Source organism: Sphingobium sp. DEHP117 (genome assembly GCF_030867385.1).
In the GTDB taxonomy this organism is placed as follows: domain Bacteria; phylum Pseudomonadota; class Alphaproteobacteria; order Sphingomonadales; family Sphingomonadaceae; genus Sphingobium.
In genome coordinates this window covers 417470-430646 of sequence record NZ_JAPFBJ010000002.1, presented here as the reverse complement: position 1 = coordinate 430646, position 13177 = coordinate 417470, and the positions used below count along the sequence as shown (strand labels likewise).

The following is a 13177-nucleotide window of genomic DNA, read 5'->3' as shown; positions in this document are numbered from 1 at the left end:
TCGCGGGGTTAGGACCGGGCAAAGGCCAAGTCAAGCGATCTCAAGCGAAATAGGCTGGTCAGAAGGGTTTGACGACAGCGAGTATGACCGCGAGCACTGCGGCCAGGCCGGGTACTTCATTCAGCATGCGCAGCTGCTTGCCGGTGAGCGGCCGCTCACCGCGCTTCAGCTTTTTCGCATAGCCGACGATCCAGCCGTGATAGCCGGAAAGCGCCAGAACGATCAGCAATTTGAGCTGGAACCAGCCATTTACCCATGCGCCGATATCGAACATCAGCAGGAGACCGAAAATCCATACGATTATGATCGCAGGATTGAGGATGATGCGGCGCAGCCTGTCCTCACGCTCGATCCATTTGCGATCCTCGTCAGATCCGGGCGTGCATTCCTGATGATAGACAAAGAAACGCGGCATCATGAACAGCCCGGCCATCAGGAAGATGACGAAGATGATGTGCCCCGCCTTCACCCAGAGATAGGCATTGCCCAGAAATCCCGTCATCCTGCTTGCCCCAGCCGCTTCAGCATCTGTTCCACATGCGCTATCGGGGTCTCGGGCGTGATCCCGTGCCCCAGGTTGAAGATATGGGGGCGGGTGGGAAAAGCCGCAAGTATGGCGTCGATCGCCGCGTCGAGCGCCTTGCCTCCAGCGATCAGCACCAGCGGATCAAGGTTGCCCTGTACCGGCAAAGCTTGCGGAAGCGCTGAATCGGCCCAAGCGGGATCAATGGTCTCGTCCAGTCCGAGAGCGTCCACGCCGGTTTCCCGCGCATAATCGACCAGCTTGGCGCCCGCGCCCTTGGGAAAGCCGATGATCGGCACGCCCTGGCGGGCCGCGCGCACCTGTTCCACGATCGCGCGATTGGGCGCGATAACCCATTGCGCGAACTGCTGCGGCGAAAGGCTTCCGGCCCAGCTGTCAAACAGTTGCACCGCATCCACCCCGGCGTCGATCTGGCCGATGAGATAAGGAACGGTCGCAGCAACGATAGCGTCAATGATGGCGGCAAAGCGTTCCGGTTCGGCATAGGCCATACGCCGCGCCGCGCCCTGATCCTTGCTGCCCTGCCCCGCCACCATATAGGTTGCGATCGTCCAGGGACTGCCTGCGAAGCCCAGAAAGGTCGTCTCCGGCGCGAGCTGCGCCTTCACCAGCCGCACCGTCTCATATATCGCCTCATAGCGACTGAAATCTGACGTCAAGGCGTCAAGGCTGCTCTCGTGCAGCGTGGGCGCCAACCGTGGCCCCTCGCCCGCCTCGAACCATAGCTTCTGCCCCATCGCATAGGGCACGATCAGGATGTCCGAAAACAGAATTGCGGCCTGAAGGCCCTCCGGCCCGGTTCCGAACCGTCGCAAAGGCTGAAGCGTGATCTCTGCCGCAGCGGGGCTATCATAGACCAGCTCGAGGAATCCGCCCTTTTCGGCCCGCAACGCGCGATACTCGGGCAAATAGCGCCCAGCCTGACGCATCATCCAGCGCGGAGGATGCTTGCACCGTTCACCCTTGAGTACGGCAAGCAGAGGTTTCAAGGGCACCGCGTTCATGAGTCCTAATATCCTATTAATATAGATTCTAATTGTTGTTGAGAGTTGGTCGGTTGAAGCCGGGGTTTATGCGCCATCCCCAATTTTGCCAACAGGCGGAAGAAAAATCGGCACTGGAATCGTTAACAAATTATTGACGATCCCCGCTATCCACCCCCTGTGGATCAAATCTCGCCCGCTGGACAGCCTGTGGATAAGCACAGGAAGAAGGCGGAAAAATCGTGGCTTAGCAACCATCCGCATTTCTATCCCTTGATTTATCCACAGCTCCCCAACAATGTTGCGCGCATGAGCCGCATTCACCTGCATCTGCTGTCGGATTCCACCGGCGAAACGCTGGAAAGCATCGCCAAGGCGGTGATCGGCCAGTTCGAGGATGTGGAAGCGATCCGCCATTTCTGGCCGATGGTGCGGTCTGAGGAACATCTGCAACGTATATTGGGTGAAATATCCAGCAATCCGGGTCTGGTGCTGTTCACGCTCGCCAACCCGGAGTTGCGCCGCAAGCTGGAGCACAAGTGCCGCGCGCTTGGCCTGCCCTATGTCGCCCCGCTCGATAGCGCAACCGACGCGATGTCCAACATTTTGGGGCAGGAAACGCGCACTCGTCCGGGCCGCAAGCATGTGCTTGACGAGGCCTATTTCGCGCGCATCGGCGCCATTCAATATACGATCGCTCATGACGACGGTGTAGGCCCGGAGAATTGGGAGGATGCCGATATTGTCCTCGTGGGCGTATCGCGCACGTCCAAGACGCCGACTTCGATCTACCTCGCCAACCGGGGATACAAGACTGCCAACGTGCCGCTGGTGCCCGAGTCACCGCCGCCCGACGCGCTATACAAGCTGCAGCATCCGATGGTGGTGGGCCTGACGATCAACCCGGAGCGCCTGGTCCAGATCCGGCGCAACCGGCTGCTTTCGCTGAACCAGTCGCCGGAGACCGCCTATGTCGATATCGACAAGGTGCAGGAGGAGATGGCCTTTGCCCGCCGCCTGATCGCGGACAATGACTGGCCACACATTGATGTGACGCGCCGCTCGATCGAGGAAGCGGCCGCGGCGATCATCAACCTGTTCAACGACAGGCTGATGGCGCGGGAGCAGGAGCAGGAGCATGGACAGGCGCAGGCACTGCGATCATGACCGCGCCTGAGCTGATTCTGGCCTCGCAGAGCGCGAGCCGCCGCGCGATGCTCACTGCCGCGCAGGTGCCGCATCATGCTGTTTCCCCGGCTGTGGATGAAGAAGCGCTGAAGGAAGCGTTGCGGGCCGAAGGACACGGCGCACGGCAACTTGCCGATGCGTTGGCCGAGGCCAAGGCGCTGAAGCTTTCGATCCGTATGCCGGGCGCCCTGGTGCTGGGCTGTGACCAGACGCTGGAGCTGGAAGACGGCGCCATGCTCGACAAGGCGGTGGACAGGGACGATGCCGCCGCCATTCTCCGCCGCCTGTCCGGCACGACGCACAAGCTCCACAGTGCGGCGGTGGTGTGCGAAAACGGTGTGCCGGTGTGGCGGGCTATCGAAACCGCGAGCCTGACGGTGCGCCCGTTAAGCGACTCCTACATCGCCGCCTATCTGGACCAGGATTGGGAGCAATGCCGCTGGTGCGTCGGCTGCTATCGTATTGAGGGACCGGGCGCACAGCTGTTCAGCGCGATAAAGGGCACGCATTTCGCGATCCAGGGCTTACCCCTTTTGCCGATGCTTGACTTTCTGCGCGTTCGCGGCGTTGTGGCGCGATGACCGACACCGCCCTGCCCTATGCCGAGGTAATCGGCGATCCCATCGCCCACAGCAAATCGCCGCTCATCCACAATTTCTGGCTCAACAAGCTGGGGATTGAGGCGGAATATCGGAAAACCCATGTCAAACCGGCGGAACTCGCGGCCTATTTCCTGAAACGCCGGGCGGATCCGGACTGGCTCGGCTGCAACGTCACGATCCCGCACAAGGTAGCGGTGATGGAGTATGTCAGTGACCCAGGCAGGGTCGGCGATCTGATCGGCGCGATGAACACTATTGCGTGCGAGACCGGCGGGCCGCTTATCGGCACCAATACGGACGCGGGCGGTTTCCTTGGCCCACTGTTGAGCAGTGGGTTCAAGGGCCGGAGCGTATGTATCATCGGCGCGGGCGGCGCGGCGCGGGCAATTCTTTATGCGCTGGGTCAAATTGGCGTGAGAGAACTCACCGTCATGGCGCGTGATACCGCCAAAGGGCAGGCACTGCTGGATCGGGCTGGGCTGGCGGGAACTGTCATTTCCCTGGACGCGCCGTTGCCTGCGGCTGATCTGGTGGTCAACTCCAGCCCGCTCGGTATGGCGGGACAACCGCCGCTTGACGTCGATCTCGCGCCCCTCCCCTCGCATTCTGTAGTTTATGATATAGTGTATGCCCCGCTGGACACACCGCTGCTCGTACAAGCGCGAGAGCGGGGTCTTGCCGCGATTGACGGCCTTGAGATGCTGATCGGGCAGGCGGCGCTGGCTTTCGACATATTCTTCGATGCGCAGCCCGCGCGCGAGCATGACGCAGAGTTGCGCGCTCTGCTGACCGCGGAGGGCTGAGCAATGGCGTGCGTCTATGCGCTCACCGGCTCGATCGGCATGGGGAAGAGTGCGGTGGCTGGCATGATCCGCAAGCTCGGCGTGCCGTTGTTCGATGCCGATGCCGAAGTGCACCGGCTGCAGGGGCCGGGCGGAAAAGCGCTGGCTGCCATCGAGGAGCGCTTCCCCGGCACCACCGGCCCGCAGGGGCTGGATCGCGCGAAGATGGCCGCTATCATCCTTGCGCATCCGCACGAACGCAAGGCGCTGGAGGCAATCGTGCATCCGCTCGTGTTCGCGGCGCGACAGACATTCCTGCGCCACCATGTCTCTCGCCCGCTTGTCATCCTCGATATTCCGTTGTTGTTCGAAACCCATGGGGAAAAGCGCGTGGACGGCGTCATCGTCGTCACGGCTCCGGCCTGGAAGCAGCGCAAGCGGGTGCTCGCCCGCCCCGGCATGAGCGAGCGCAAATTTCGCGCGATCCTGCGTCTGCAGATGCCCGATGCCCTCAAACGCCGCCGCGCCGATCATGTCATCCACACGGGCACCACCTATCATCGCACCCGTGGCCAGGTCCGTGCTTTGATGGCTTGCCTTCTCGCGCAAGCAGGCAGATAGTGACAGGGAAGTAGAGTCACAGAGTCTGATGCGCGAGATCATCTTCGACACGGAAACGACCGGGTTCGATCCCCTTACCGGGGACAGGATGGTGGAAATCGGCTGCATCGAACTGGTGAACCGGGTTCCCACCGGCGCGACTTTCCACCGCTATTTTAATCCCAAGCGCGCGATGCCGGCCTCGGCTCAGGCGGTGCACGGGCTGTCTGACGCGTTTCTGGCCGACAAGCCGATTTTCGGCGCGGAGGTTGACGCCCTGCTGGAATTTCTTGGTGATTCCATGCTGGTTGCCCACAATGCCCGCTTCGACTTCGGTTTCCTCAATCACGAGCTGAAACTGTGCGGCAAGCGGGACATCTCGCTCGACCGCATGATCGACACTGTCGCGATGGCGCGGGCCGCCCATCCCGGCGCCAAACACAGCCTCGATGCGCTCTGCACCCGCTATGGCATCGACCGCAGCCATCGCGTCAAGCATGGCGCGCTGCTCGATGCTGAGCTGCTCGCGCAAGTCTATATCGAGCTGACCGGGGGCAGGCAGATCGGCCTTGGCCTGGCCGAAGAGGACAGCCCGATCGTTGCGCGCGACAGCGCCCAGATACCCGGCGGATTTGATGCGCCGCAAAGAGTTATGCGCGCACCGCGACTATTCTATCCCACGGATGAGGAGAAGGAACGTCACGCCGCCTTCGTGGCGGGGCTGACAGACCCGATCTGGCATCTGCAAGGAGAGAAAACAGCCTGAAAGGGTTGTCATCAGGGACGGGCGACTGCCCCTGCAAGAGCAAAGGAGACTGCATCATGGATATTCGGATTTCGGGTCATCAGGTCGATACTGGCGAGGCGCTTCAGGAGCACGTCGAAACCCGGCTTTCGGCGATCGCGGACAAATATTTCTCCCGCGCACTATCCTCGCAGGTCACCTTCCGACGCGCGCCGCACGGCGCGTTCCATTGTGATATCGTCTGTCATGTGATGGCGGGCCTGATCCTGAAGGGCGCGGGCGAGGCGCAGGATGCCCATGTGTGCTTCGATCAGGCTGCGGACAGGATCGAAAAGCAGCTGCGCCGCTATATGCGCCGCCTCAAGGACCGGCACGCACAGGCCGCCGCCGCCGAAGCCGCGCGCAACCCCGAGAACGGCCTGGATGGCTTCGATAACGCCGCCTACACGGTGTTTGCCGCCCCGCCTGAGGAGGAGGAGCCGGTTGATGCGCCGCTGATCATCGCCGAAACCCGGGTGGACATCCCCGAAGCCACTGTGTCCGATGCGGTGATGATGCTGGATCTGCGCAATACGAACGCGCTGTTGTTCATCAACGCGGGCACCACCGCCTATAATATGGTCTACCGCAGGCACGATGGCTCCATCGGCTGGGTAGAACCACGTGCTTGACGCGATGTTAACCTGCATCATGCTAAGGGTCGGGCCGCGCGGTTGACGCGGCGCACCAGTGCGCCTATGGCCGCTGGCTTTGGGAATGAGCGCGGCATTCGCTCGGGGCAGCGAGATGCCGCCGGCAGGGGAAATCTGCCGCGCGTTAGAGCATGTTGATGACCGATTTCCATGATCTCGTTGTGCCTGAGACAGTGGTGTCTGGGGCAACGGCGGGCAGCAAAAAGCAGCTGTTTCAACAGCTTGCGGATCTGTCAGCTCAGGCATATGGGCTGAACGCCGATGAGGTGTACGACCGGCTGAACGAGCGCGAGCGGCTGGGGTCTACCGGCTTCGGCAACGGTATCGCCATCCCTCACGCCAAGATTCCCGGTCTTGCTCATGTGTGCGGACTTGTGTTGCGCCTGGAGTCGCCGATTGCGTTCGATTCCGTTGACGAAGTTCCGGTAGATATCGTTTTCTCGCTGCTTTCGCCGGCCGACAGCGGCGCAGAGCATCTGAAAATGCTTGCCCGGGTGTCTCGCTATTTGCGTAGCGGCCAGAACGCTGCGCGAATCAGAGGCGCCGGGTCGAGTGAGGCGTTGCATGCGCTGCTCGTCGGAGACGAGGCGCGTGACGCCGCCTGAGGGCGATGCCCCGCCGCCGGCAAGTTCGGGCGCCGGCGGAGATTCAAGCGGCGAACAGCATCATTTTCGCGCGCTTGAGCGGCTTTATGCCTCCGCGCCCATCAACCGCATGTTCCACTCCCGCCTCTCCGTTCCGGAAGCCGGGCGCTCCGTGATCGCGTTCAATGTCGATGAAAGCGTTTATCACGCGGCAGGCGCGGTGCATGGCACGGTCTATTTCAAAATGCTGGATGACGCGGCCTTCTATGCCGCGAATAGCCTGGTGAGCGACCGCTTTCTCCTCACAACCGGTTTCAACCTGCTGTTCACCCGTCCCCTGCGCTCCGGCCTGGTGCGGGCGGAGGGCCGCTGGCTCAGCGGACGGCGGCGCGTTTATGTAGCAGAAGCTACATTGATCGATGCGGACGGCGAGGAAGTTGGGCGCGGCACCGGCACTTTCATGCGGTCGCAATATGCGCTCTCCTCACTGCCGGGCTATGCGATCCCTGCTGAATGACGGCGCGGCCAACCAGCCGTCTGCTGGTGCAGGCGCTGATCCGTGCAACGCAGGCTGACGGCGGTTTCGCCATGGTTCTGCACAAAGGGGACGAGATCGCGGGCGCGGTTCTTGTGCAGTGCAGCGACAAGGGCGCGGAAACCCGCCTGTTCGAGCGCCAGGCCGATTTTTCAAAGGGTTACGTCCTTTCCCCATGTGCTACACAATCTTGGGGAAATGAAACGGAATTGGCACAATATGTTGAGCGTCGCCTCAGGTCCGATCCGGATCTGTGGCATATTGAACTCGATAGCGCAAACGCGGAACGTTTGGCCGCTGCTATAATGACCCAGAGTTGACATGTGCGACGAACCGAAGCATAGGCCCCGTCCAGCACTCCACGCGCAGGTTGCCGATCGTCGTTCAAAAGGGGACGGAACGCGGTAAACACGCAGACGGGGGGCGGCCAGGCGTCTGATAACAGAACAGCATATGACGCGCGCGGCCGACCAACCGCATATTTTGAAGTTCTATGTCTGTTTACGCCAAGGCCGCTTTCAGCGCGTCGATTGCCATGCTCGCCATGACCACTGCCTTTGTCGGCAGCATCTCACGAGCAGACGATAACATCCCACAGGGCGCGGCTCAGCCAACGGCCAGCACAGCCCCGGCCTCACTCCCGGTATCCGTAGCCTATGCGGTACTGCCTGAGGGCCTTCCGACATTGACTCAGCCGGATCCCGCCGCTCCCGAAGAGCAGAGCGCCCCTCCGGCCCAGCCCGAGAGATCCTACGCCTCCCTGGCCGCGCTGATCGCCGACACGGATGTCGCCGCGCCGCTCGACGAGGAGACCCGCTGCCTCGCCAGCACCGTTTTCTATGAATCCCGCAGCGAAACGGCCGAAGGCCAGCTCGCCGTGGCCCGTGTGGTCATCAATCGGGCGAAGTCCAGCCGCTTTGGCGACAGCCTGTGCGGCGTCGTGCGCCAGCCCGGGCAGTTCAGCTTTGTGCGCGGCGGGACCATCCCCCAGCCAGACACGAGCCATCCGCACTGGAAACGTGCGGTAGCCATCGCGCGCATCGCGCTCGACAACAAATGGACCAGTGCCGCCGAGGGCGCGCTGTTCTTTCACGCGCGCCGGGTCAAGACTTCATGGGCGCGCCCCCGCGTGGCCGCGATCGACAATCACATCTTCTATCGCTGAGGCTGGTGTGCCTGCGCCAGCAGCTCGCTGGCGCGGGAGACGAATGTCTGCGTGATTTCCTCGGCATGGGGATTGAGCGTCTGGATCGCGCTGAACAGCGCGAAGCTGTCTCGCTTCAGCAGATCGCACAGATCCAGCAGATGCTGGTAGCTCTGGGTCTTGAGCATCTCGTCCGGGATGTTCATTGATGACAATGTGCGACCGACGAGATGGGTGAGCGCCTGAACGTAAGCCATTTCGCGGTCATGCTCTTCCGCCGTGGTGATCTGGATGCGCAGGCCCAGCTCCTCACCCAGCGCCGCCACTTTCAGATGCTGTTCCCCCCGCACCGGGCAGATCACGAGCTGCCGCCCGGCAAGCCCGTCGCGCGCCACGCTCTGAGGCCCGAACAGCGGGTGCAGTGGTACGATGTGCACATTGGACGGCATATGCTCGGCCAGCCAGCGGCTGGGTAACATCTTGACCGAGGCGATGTCGACCACCGTCGCGCCCGGCTTCACCAGCGGCGCCAGCGCGATGATGACCTGCTCCATCTGCTGCACCGGCACCGCGATCATCACGACATCGCACTGCGCAGCCTCGGCAAAGCCGAGCGCGCGCGCGCCATGCGCGGCTATCGCGGCGGCAGAGAGATGTGCGTCATATGCCCCGACAATGAACCGCGCGCCAAGATGTGCGGCGGCAAGCCGGCCAAAGTCGCCGAAACCGATGATGCCGAGCGTTTTCATGGGACAAGCGCCTAACGAAATTGGCGCGAAAGTCCAGCACGCCAAGCCTCAACAGGCTGGCGCGTCCCCATCCTCGTAAAACGCTTCGACCGCGGTCCACGCTTCTTCGGCCGTCTCGACCCAGGTGATGAGGTTGAGATCGGACGGCGCGATCACGCCTTCTTCCACCAGCGCCTCGAAATCGACGACCCGGTTCCAGAATTCGCGCCCGAACAGCAATATGGGGATCGGTTTGATCTTGCCGGTCTGCACCAGAGTCAGCAGCTCGAACATCTCGTCGAAGGTGCCAAAGCCGCCGGGGAAGACGGCGAGCGCGCGGGCGCGGATGAGGAAATGCATCTTGCGCAGCGCGAAATAGTGAAACTGGAACGATAGCTCCGGCGTCACATATTCGTTGGGGGCCTGCTCGTGAGGCAGTACGATGTTGAGGCCGATGCTGCGCGCGCCGACATCGTGCGCGCCGCGATTGGCGGCTTCCATGATCGACGGGCCGCCGCCGGAGCAAACCACGAAATGGCGGCAGCCTGCCGAATCGGCCGGGCAGGCGGCGGCAAGGCGGGCGAGCTTGCGCGCCTCGTCATAATATTTGGCCTTGGCGGCGAGATTGTGGGCGATGCGCTGGTCGCGCTCCGTCCGCGCCGCATCGATCAGCGCCTGTGCCTTTTCGGGAGGGGGAATGCGGGCCGAGCCGTAAAACACGAAGGTCGAGACGATATTCGCCTCATCAAGGAGCACCTCGGGCTTCATCAGTTCCAGCTGGAAGCGCACGGGGCGCAGATCTTCGCGCAGGAGGAATTCGGTATCCTGAAAGGCGAGGCGGTAGGATGCGCTTTGTGTCTGGGGAGTATCGACGCTGATTTCCGCGTCCCGCGCCTCCTGCCGAGCCGGGCGGAAGATGCGCTCTCCAATATTCTTTTGTGTCATGGGTCGGGTCTAGCGGGTTTTGGTTAAGATCGGAAGAAAAGGGTGGGCCTCAACGACAATATCCGCCGCGCCCGCCCATGTCGAAGTGCAGGTGATCATGGTGGGCGGCGTTGTATTCCGGGCTGAGGACGGTACGAAATCTCCGGCATGCGCTATTGCGCACGGCACGCAGGAAAGCGCGGCTGGCGTCGTCGCCGTTCCATCCGTTCTGCACGGAAATGCGCCGCCCGTCTGCCAGCAGAAAGCCGGAAATGTCGATTGCGTTGGCACGTCCGTGCTCGGAGAGGCGGCTGCTTCCGGCGACGACGCGGCAATTATAGGTGCCAAAGGTGTCGATACGCACCAGCTCGACCCCGAAATAGATGCGCGCGGCGGGCGCCACGCCGTAAAGCGCCCACGCGGCGAAATTTTGCGCCACCGGGCAGGTCATAGCGCCGAGCCCTGTCACCGGTACGTTGATCTGATCGAGCTGCACGGCGCCATAGGCCGTGCAGCCTCCTCCGAAGCTGCGATCGGGCAAGGGTGTGTAGCGCGCGCCGAGGCTGGATAGCTTGGCCGTGCACTGCCGGAACTCCGGGCTGTTCACGCCGTAATGCGGCGGGGCGGAGGGCTTGCGCGCGACCGCGCGCTTGCCGGTGGGTATCATATCTCCGGCGCAGGCGGAGAGCAGAAAAGCCAAAACGAGCGCCAGCCCGATGCGGCATGCGGATACGGAGCGTCCAATCGCGATCATAGCCGGAAAATGCCGATTATCCCTTGCCTCGAGTGCACCAGTTCGCCTTACACCTATTGAACCCGGAATGAACAGCGCGCAGGAGGGGAGCGGAGCAAACCGGATGGTGAACGGAGTGGGGCAGATGCGAAGCTGGCGCAGGATCGCGAACGTGGCGCTGGCGGTGCTGTTGGCGCTGCCCCTCGGCCTTATGCTGCAAGGCGCGCAGCAGGAGGATTGGGTGCTGGCCGATGCCCTGCCGCCGAGCGGGGAAGCGGCGGCGCTGATCATGTTCGCGGCGATGGCGATCGGCCCGCTCGCCCGGCTTGCCGGTGGGCGGAGCGAGGCCGTGCGCTGGCTGATGCGCAGGCGGCGCAATATCGGCGTTGTGGCATTTGCCTATGCCGCACTGCATCTCGGCATCTATATAGTGGACATGGGAGCGTTCGACCTGATGCTGGCGGAGATCGGCGCGCCGGGCATATGGACGGGCTGGCTTGCCCTAGCCCTCATGGCCCTGCCCGCCGCCGCCAGTAACGACCGGGCGATGCGTTTCCTGCGCGGATGGTGGAAGCCGGTGCAGCGTCTGGTCTACCCGGTGGTCGCGTTGACGCTCGTGCACTGGGCAATCCTGATGTATGGCTGGCGCGAGCCGCTCGTTCATGTCGCGCCCATGTTGGCGCTCTATGCTGCGGCGGTGATTCGACCCCTGTTTGCACGAAAAAGGACTGACAGATGAAAGCTTCTCTCTCCCTCCGTCTCGCCGCCGCTCTGATGGGCGCCGGGCTGGCATGCGCCTCCGGCACAGCGCTTGCCCATGGCAATGTCACCTGCAACGCCGGGCCGAAAGAGAACTGGAAATCGCTCGATACGCTGAAAGCCAAGATGACGGCAGAGGGGTGGAAAATCACCAAGGCGCATCCCAACAAGGACTGCTACGAAGTCTATGGCATCACACCCGAGGGGGACAAGGTGGAGTCATTCTGGCACCCGGTGACGTTGGAAAAGCGGCTGGTGCTTCGGCGCGGGCAGGTGTTGTACAAGGCACCCTGAGCCGATTTACCCTTATAAATCATTATCTTGCATAAGAGGCACTCTTACGGGTGCCTCTTTTCATTTGACATTAACCTTGCAGCCGCTAGAGCCGCCGACGGGCCACGCGGTCCCAACGCCGCGCGTGCTCTCTGCAAGGAGAAGCAATACATGACTGACGTTACCAAGCCGGGCACCAAGCCCGCGCGCCCCTATTTTTCCTCTGGCCCCTGCGCGAAGCCGCCGGGCTGGGAGGCCTCCAAACTAGCCACCGAATCGCTGGGCCGCTCGCATCGCGCGAAGATCGGCAAGGCGCGCCTCGGCCTCGCGATCGACCTGATGCGCGAGGTCTTGCAGGTGCCCGATACGCACCGCATCGGCATCGTGCCCGGCTCCGATACCGGCGCGTTCGAGATGGCGATGTGGACGATGCTGGGCGCAAAGCCCGTCACCACCCTCGCATGGGAAAGCTTCGGTGAAGGTTGGGTCACCGATGCGGCCAAGCAGCTGAAGCTTGATCCCACAATCCTGCGCGCCGACTATGGCAGCGTGCCGGATCTGAACGCGGTCGACTGGTCGAACGACGTGCTGTTCACCTGGAACGGCACCACATCCGGCGCGCGCGTGCCCAATGGCGACTGGATTGCGGCGGACCGCGAGGGCCTGTCCTTCTGCGATGCGACCTCGGCGGTGTTCGCGTATGACATGCCATGGGACAAGCTCGATGTGACGACCTTCTCGTGGCAGAAGGTGCTGGGCGGCGAGGGCGGCCATGGCGTCATCATTCTTGGGCCGCGTGCGGTGGAGCGGCTGGAGAATTACACTCCTGCCTGGCCGCTCCCCAAGGTTTTCCGCCTCGTGTCCAAGGGCAAGCTCGCCGAGGGCGTGTTCAAGGGCGAGACGATCAACACTCCGTCGATGCTGGCTGTGGAAGACGTGATCTTCGCGCTCGAATGGGCGAAGTCGGTCGGCGGCCTCGAAGGCCTGAAAGCCCGCAGCAACGCCAATGCGGCGGCGCTGGGCAAGATCGTCGACGAACGCAGCTGGCTCGGCCATCTCGCCGCAGATCCCGCCACCCGCTCCACCACCTCCGTCTGCCTGACGGTGGAAGGCGCCGACGAAGCCTTCATCAAGGCAATGGCGGGCGCGCTGGAGAAGGAAGGCGCGGCCTATGACGTTGCGGGCTATCGCGATGCCCCGGCAGGCCTGCGCATCTGGTGCGGCGCAACGGTGGACACCGCCGATATCGAGGCGCTCGGCCCCTGGCTCGACTGGGCCTACGCGACCACCAAGGTCGCTGCCTGAACCGGCGTCACCCCGGCCAGCGAGCCGGGGTCCAGCTGTAATCATTCCCCGCAGAG

General features: G+C 62.7%; 18 protein-coding genes. 13 read left to right on the top strand and 5 right to left on the bottom strand.

The features are described from left to right. Positions 1-58: 58 nt before the first annotated feature. Together OOT33_RS09145 and hemE are read right to left on the bottom strand one after the other, a co-directional pair. Positions 59-502, bottom strand: a complete 444-nt coding sequence (locus tag OOT33_RS09145; protein ID WP_307749718.1) for a CopD family protein — start codon at positions 500-502, stop codon at positions 59-61. Further along, positions 499-1548, bottom strand: coding sequence for a uroporphyrinogen decarboxylase (hemE, locus tag OOT33_RS09140; RefSeq protein WP_307749717.1), 1050 nt, complete (start codon positions 1546-1548; stop codon positions 499-501). The genes OOT33_RS09145 and hemE overlap by 4 nt, the downstream gene beginning before the upstream one ends. A 288-nt stretch (positions 1549-1836) precedes the next feature. Between hemE and OOT33_RS09135 the strand changes: the two genes are divergently transcribed. The 10 genes from OOT33_RS09135 (at position 1837) to OOT33_RS09090 (ending at position 8420) form a co-directional block, all read left to right on the top strand. Continuing rightward, positions 1837-2694: a pyruvate, phosphate dikinase/phosphoenolpyruvate synthase regulator gene (locus OOT33_RS09135; RefSeq protein WP_307749716.1), complete on the top strand. Its 858-nt coding sequence runs from the start codon at positions 1837-1839 to the stop codon at positions 2692-2694. Next, positions 2691-3296 carry a Maf family protein gene (locus tag OOT33_RS09130; RefSeq protein WP_307749715.1) on the top strand — a complete coding sequence of 202 codons (606 nt, stop codon included), beginning with the start codon at positions 2691-2693 and terminating at the stop codon, positions 3294-3296. The genes OOT33_RS09135 and OOT33_RS09130 overlap by 4 nt, the downstream gene beginning before the upstream one ends. After that, positions 3293-4120 carry a shikimate dehydrogenase gene (gene aroE, locus OOT33_RS09125; RefSeq protein ID WP_307749714.1) on the top strand — a complete coding sequence of 276 codons (828 nt, stop codon included), beginning with the start codon at positions 3293-3295 and terminating at the stop codon, positions 4118-4120. The genes OOT33_RS09130 and aroE overlap by 4 nt, the downstream gene beginning before the upstream one ends. Before the next feature lie 3 nt (positions 4121-4123). Further along, complete coding sequence (gene coaE, locus OOT33_RS09120; RefSeq protein WP_307749713.1) at positions 4124-4720, top strand: dephospho-CoA kinase; 597 nt, start codon at positions 4124-4126, stop codon at positions 4718-4720. A 28-nt stretch (positions 4721-4748) separates the two neighbouring features. Continuing rightward, on the top strand, positions 4749-5465 hold the full coding sequence (dnaQ, locus tag OOT33_RS09115; protein WP_307749712.1) for a DNA polymerase III subunit epsilon: 717 nt from the start codon (positions 4749-4751) through the stop codon (positions 5463-5465). A 56-nt stretch (positions 5466-5521) separates the two neighbouring features. Further along, positions 5522-6115 carry a ribosome hibernation-promoting factor, HPF/YfiA family gene (hpf, locus tag OOT33_RS09110; protein WP_307749711.1) on the top strand — a complete coding sequence of 198 codons (594 nt, stop codon included), beginning with the start codon at positions 5522-5524 and terminating at the stop codon, positions 6113-6115. Positions 6116-6273: 158 nt separating this feature from the next. Beyond that, positions 6274-6741 carry a PTS sugar transporter subunit IIA gene (locus OOT33_RS09105; RefSeq protein WP_307749710.1) on the top strand — a complete coding sequence of 156 codons (468 nt, stop codon included), beginning with the start codon at positions 6274-6276 and terminating at the stop codon, positions 6739-6741. Then, positions 6701-7237, top strand: a complete 537-nt coding sequence (locus OOT33_RS09100) for a hotdog domain-containing protein (RefSeq protein ID WP_307749708.1) — start codon at positions 6701-6703, stop codon at positions 7235-7237. Before OOT33_RS09105 ends, OOT33_RS09100 begins: the two co-directional genes overlap by 41 nt. Continuing rightward, entirely contained in the window at positions 7234-7575 is a 342-nt protein-coding gene (locus OOT33_RS09095; protein ID WP_307749707.1) for a DUF1491 family protein, read from the top strand. The genes OOT33_RS09100 and OOT33_RS09095 overlap by 4 nt, the downstream gene beginning before the upstream one ends. Positions 7576-7748: 173 nt before the next feature. Then, positions 7749-8420, top strand: coding sequence for a cell wall hydrolase (locus OOT33_RS09090; protein WP_307749706.1), 672 nt, complete (start codon positions 7749-7751; stop codon positions 8418-8420). Here OOT33_RS09090 and OOT33_RS09085 read toward each other — a convergent pair. The 3 genes from OOT33_RS09085 to OOT33_RS09075 are packed head-to-tail and all read right to left on the bottom strand — an operon-like array spanning position 8411 to position 10805. Then, the gene (locus OOT33_RS09085) at positions 8411-9148 is read right to left on the bottom strand and encodes a prephenate dehydrogenase/arogenate dehydrogenase family protein (RefSeq protein WP_307749705.1); all 738 of its coding nucleotides are present in this window, start codon (positions 9146-9148) and stop codon (positions 8411-8413) included. The genes OOT33_RS09090 and OOT33_RS09085 overlap by 10 nt on opposite strands. A gap of 48 nt (positions 9149-9196) precedes the next feature. Continuing rightward, positions 9197-10072: a TIGR00730 family Rossman fold protein gene (locus tag OOT33_RS09080; RefSeq protein WP_307749704.1), complete on the bottom strand. Its 876-nt coding sequence runs from the start codon at positions 10070-10072 to the stop codon at positions 9197-9199. A 49-nt stretch (positions 10073-10121) separates the two neighbouring features. Then, the gene (locus tag OOT33_RS09075; RefSeq protein ID WP_307749703.1) at positions 10122-10805 is read right to left on the bottom strand and encodes an extensin family protein; all 684 of its coding nucleotides are present in this window, start codon (positions 10803-10805) and stop codon (positions 10122-10124) included. Between the two features lie 67 nt (positions 10806-10872). Here OOT33_RS09075 and OOT33_RS09070 point away from each other — a divergent pair, with 67 nt between their 5' ends. The 3 genes from OOT33_RS09070 to OOT33_RS09060 all read left to right on the top strand — a co-directional run bounded on the left by OOT33_RS09070 (position 10873) and on the right by OOT33_RS09060 (position 13121). Beyond that, on the top strand, positions 10873-11523 hold the full coding sequence (locus OOT33_RS09070; protein ID WP_307749702.1) for a ferric reductase-like transmembrane domain-containing protein: 651 nt from the start codon (positions 10873-10875) through the stop codon (positions 11521-11523). Next, entirely contained in the window at positions 11520-11837 is a 318-nt protein-coding gene (locus tag OOT33_RS09065; RefSeq protein ID WP_307749701.1) for a PepSY domain-containing protein, read from the top strand. Before OOT33_RS09070 ends, OOT33_RS09065 begins: the two co-directional genes overlap by 4 nt. A gap of 150 nt (positions 11838-11987) precedes the next feature. After that, positions 11988-13121 carry a phosphoserine transaminase gene (locus OOT33_RS09060; protein ID WP_307749700.1) on the top strand — a complete coding sequence of 378 codons (1134 nt, stop codon included), beginning with the start codon at positions 11988-11990 and terminating at the stop codon, positions 13119-13121. The last annotated feature ends 56 nt before the right edge of the window (positions 13122-13177 follow it).

What these genes read in the sequence shown, in the direction of transcription:
- OOT33_RS09145 (WP_307749718.1), bottom strand. Translation starts at nt 502, where the DNA reads ATGACGGGATTTCTGGGCAATGCCTATCTCTGGGTGAAGGCGGGGCAC.
- hemE (WP_307749717.1), bottom strand. Translation starts at nt 1,548, where the DNA reads ATGAACGCGGTGCCCTTGAAACCTCTGCTTGCCGTACTCAAGGGTGAA.
- OOT33_RS09135 (WP_307749716.1), top strand. Translation starts at nt 1,837, where the DNA reads ATGAGCCGCATTCACCTGCATCTGCTGTCGGATTCCACCGGCGAAACG.
- OOT33_RS09130 (WP_307749715.1), top strand. Translation starts at nt 2,691, where the DNA reads ATGACCGCGCCTGAGCTGATTCTGGCCTCGCAGAGCGCGAGCCGCCGC.
- aroE (WP_307749714.1), top strand. Translation starts at nt 3,293, where the DNA reads ATGACCGACACCGCCCTGCCCTATGCCGAGGTAATCGGCGATCCCATC.
- coaE (WP_307749713.1), top strand. Translation starts at nt 4,124, where the DNA reads ATGGCGTGCGTCTATGCGCTCACCGGCTCGATCGGCATGGGGAAGAGT.
- dnaQ (WP_307749712.1), top strand. Translation starts at nt 4,749, where the DNA reads ATGCGCGAGATCATCTTCGACACGGAAACGACCGGGTTCGATCCCCTT.
- hpf (WP_307749711.1), top strand. Translation starts at nt 5,522, where the DNA reads ATGGATATTCGGATTTCGGGTCATCAGGTCGATACTGGCGAGGCGCTT.
- OOT33_RS09105 (WP_307749710.1), top strand. Translation starts at nt 6,274, where the DNA reads ATGACCGATTTCCATGATCTCGTTGTGCCTGAGACAGTGGTGTCTGGG.
- OOT33_RS09100 (WP_307749708.1), top strand. Translation starts at nt 6,701, where the DNA reads ATGCGCTGCTCGTCGGAGACGAGGCGCGTGACGCCGCCTGAGGGCGAT.
- OOT33_RS09095 (WP_307749707.1), top strand. Translation starts at nt 7,234, where the DNA reads ATGACGGCGCGGCCAACCAGCCGTCTGCTGGTGCAGGCGCTGATCCGT.
- OOT33_RS09090 (WP_307749706.1), top strand. Translation starts at nt 7,749, where the DNA reads ATGTCTGTTTACGCCAAGGCCGCTTTCAGCGCGTCGATTGCCATGCTC.
- OOT33_RS09085 (WP_307749705.1), bottom strand. Translation starts at nt 9,148, where the DNA reads ATGAAAACGCTCGGCATCATCGGTTTCGGCGACTTTGGCCGGCTTGCC.
- OOT33_RS09080 (WP_307749704.1), bottom strand. Translation starts at nt 10,072, where the DNA reads ATGACACAAAAGAATATTGGAGAGCGCATCTTCCGCCCGGCTCGGCAG.
- OOT33_RS09075 (WP_307749703.1), bottom strand. Translation starts at nt 10,805, where the DNA reads ATGATCGCGATTGGACGCTCCGTATCCGCATGCCGCATCGGGCTGGCG.
- OOT33_RS09070 (WP_307749702.1), top strand. Translation starts at nt 10,873, where the DNA reads ATGAACAGCGCGCAGGAGGGGAGCGGAGCAAACCGGATGGTGAACGGA.
- OOT33_RS09065 (WP_307749701.1), top strand. Translation starts at nt 11,520, where the DNA reads ATGAAAGCTTCTCTCTCCCTCCGTCTCGCCGCCGCTCTGATGGGCGCC.
- OOT33_RS09060 (WP_307749700.1), top strand. Translation starts at nt 11,988, where the DNA reads ATGACTGACGTTACCAAGCCGGGCACCAAGCCCGCGCGCCCCTATTTT.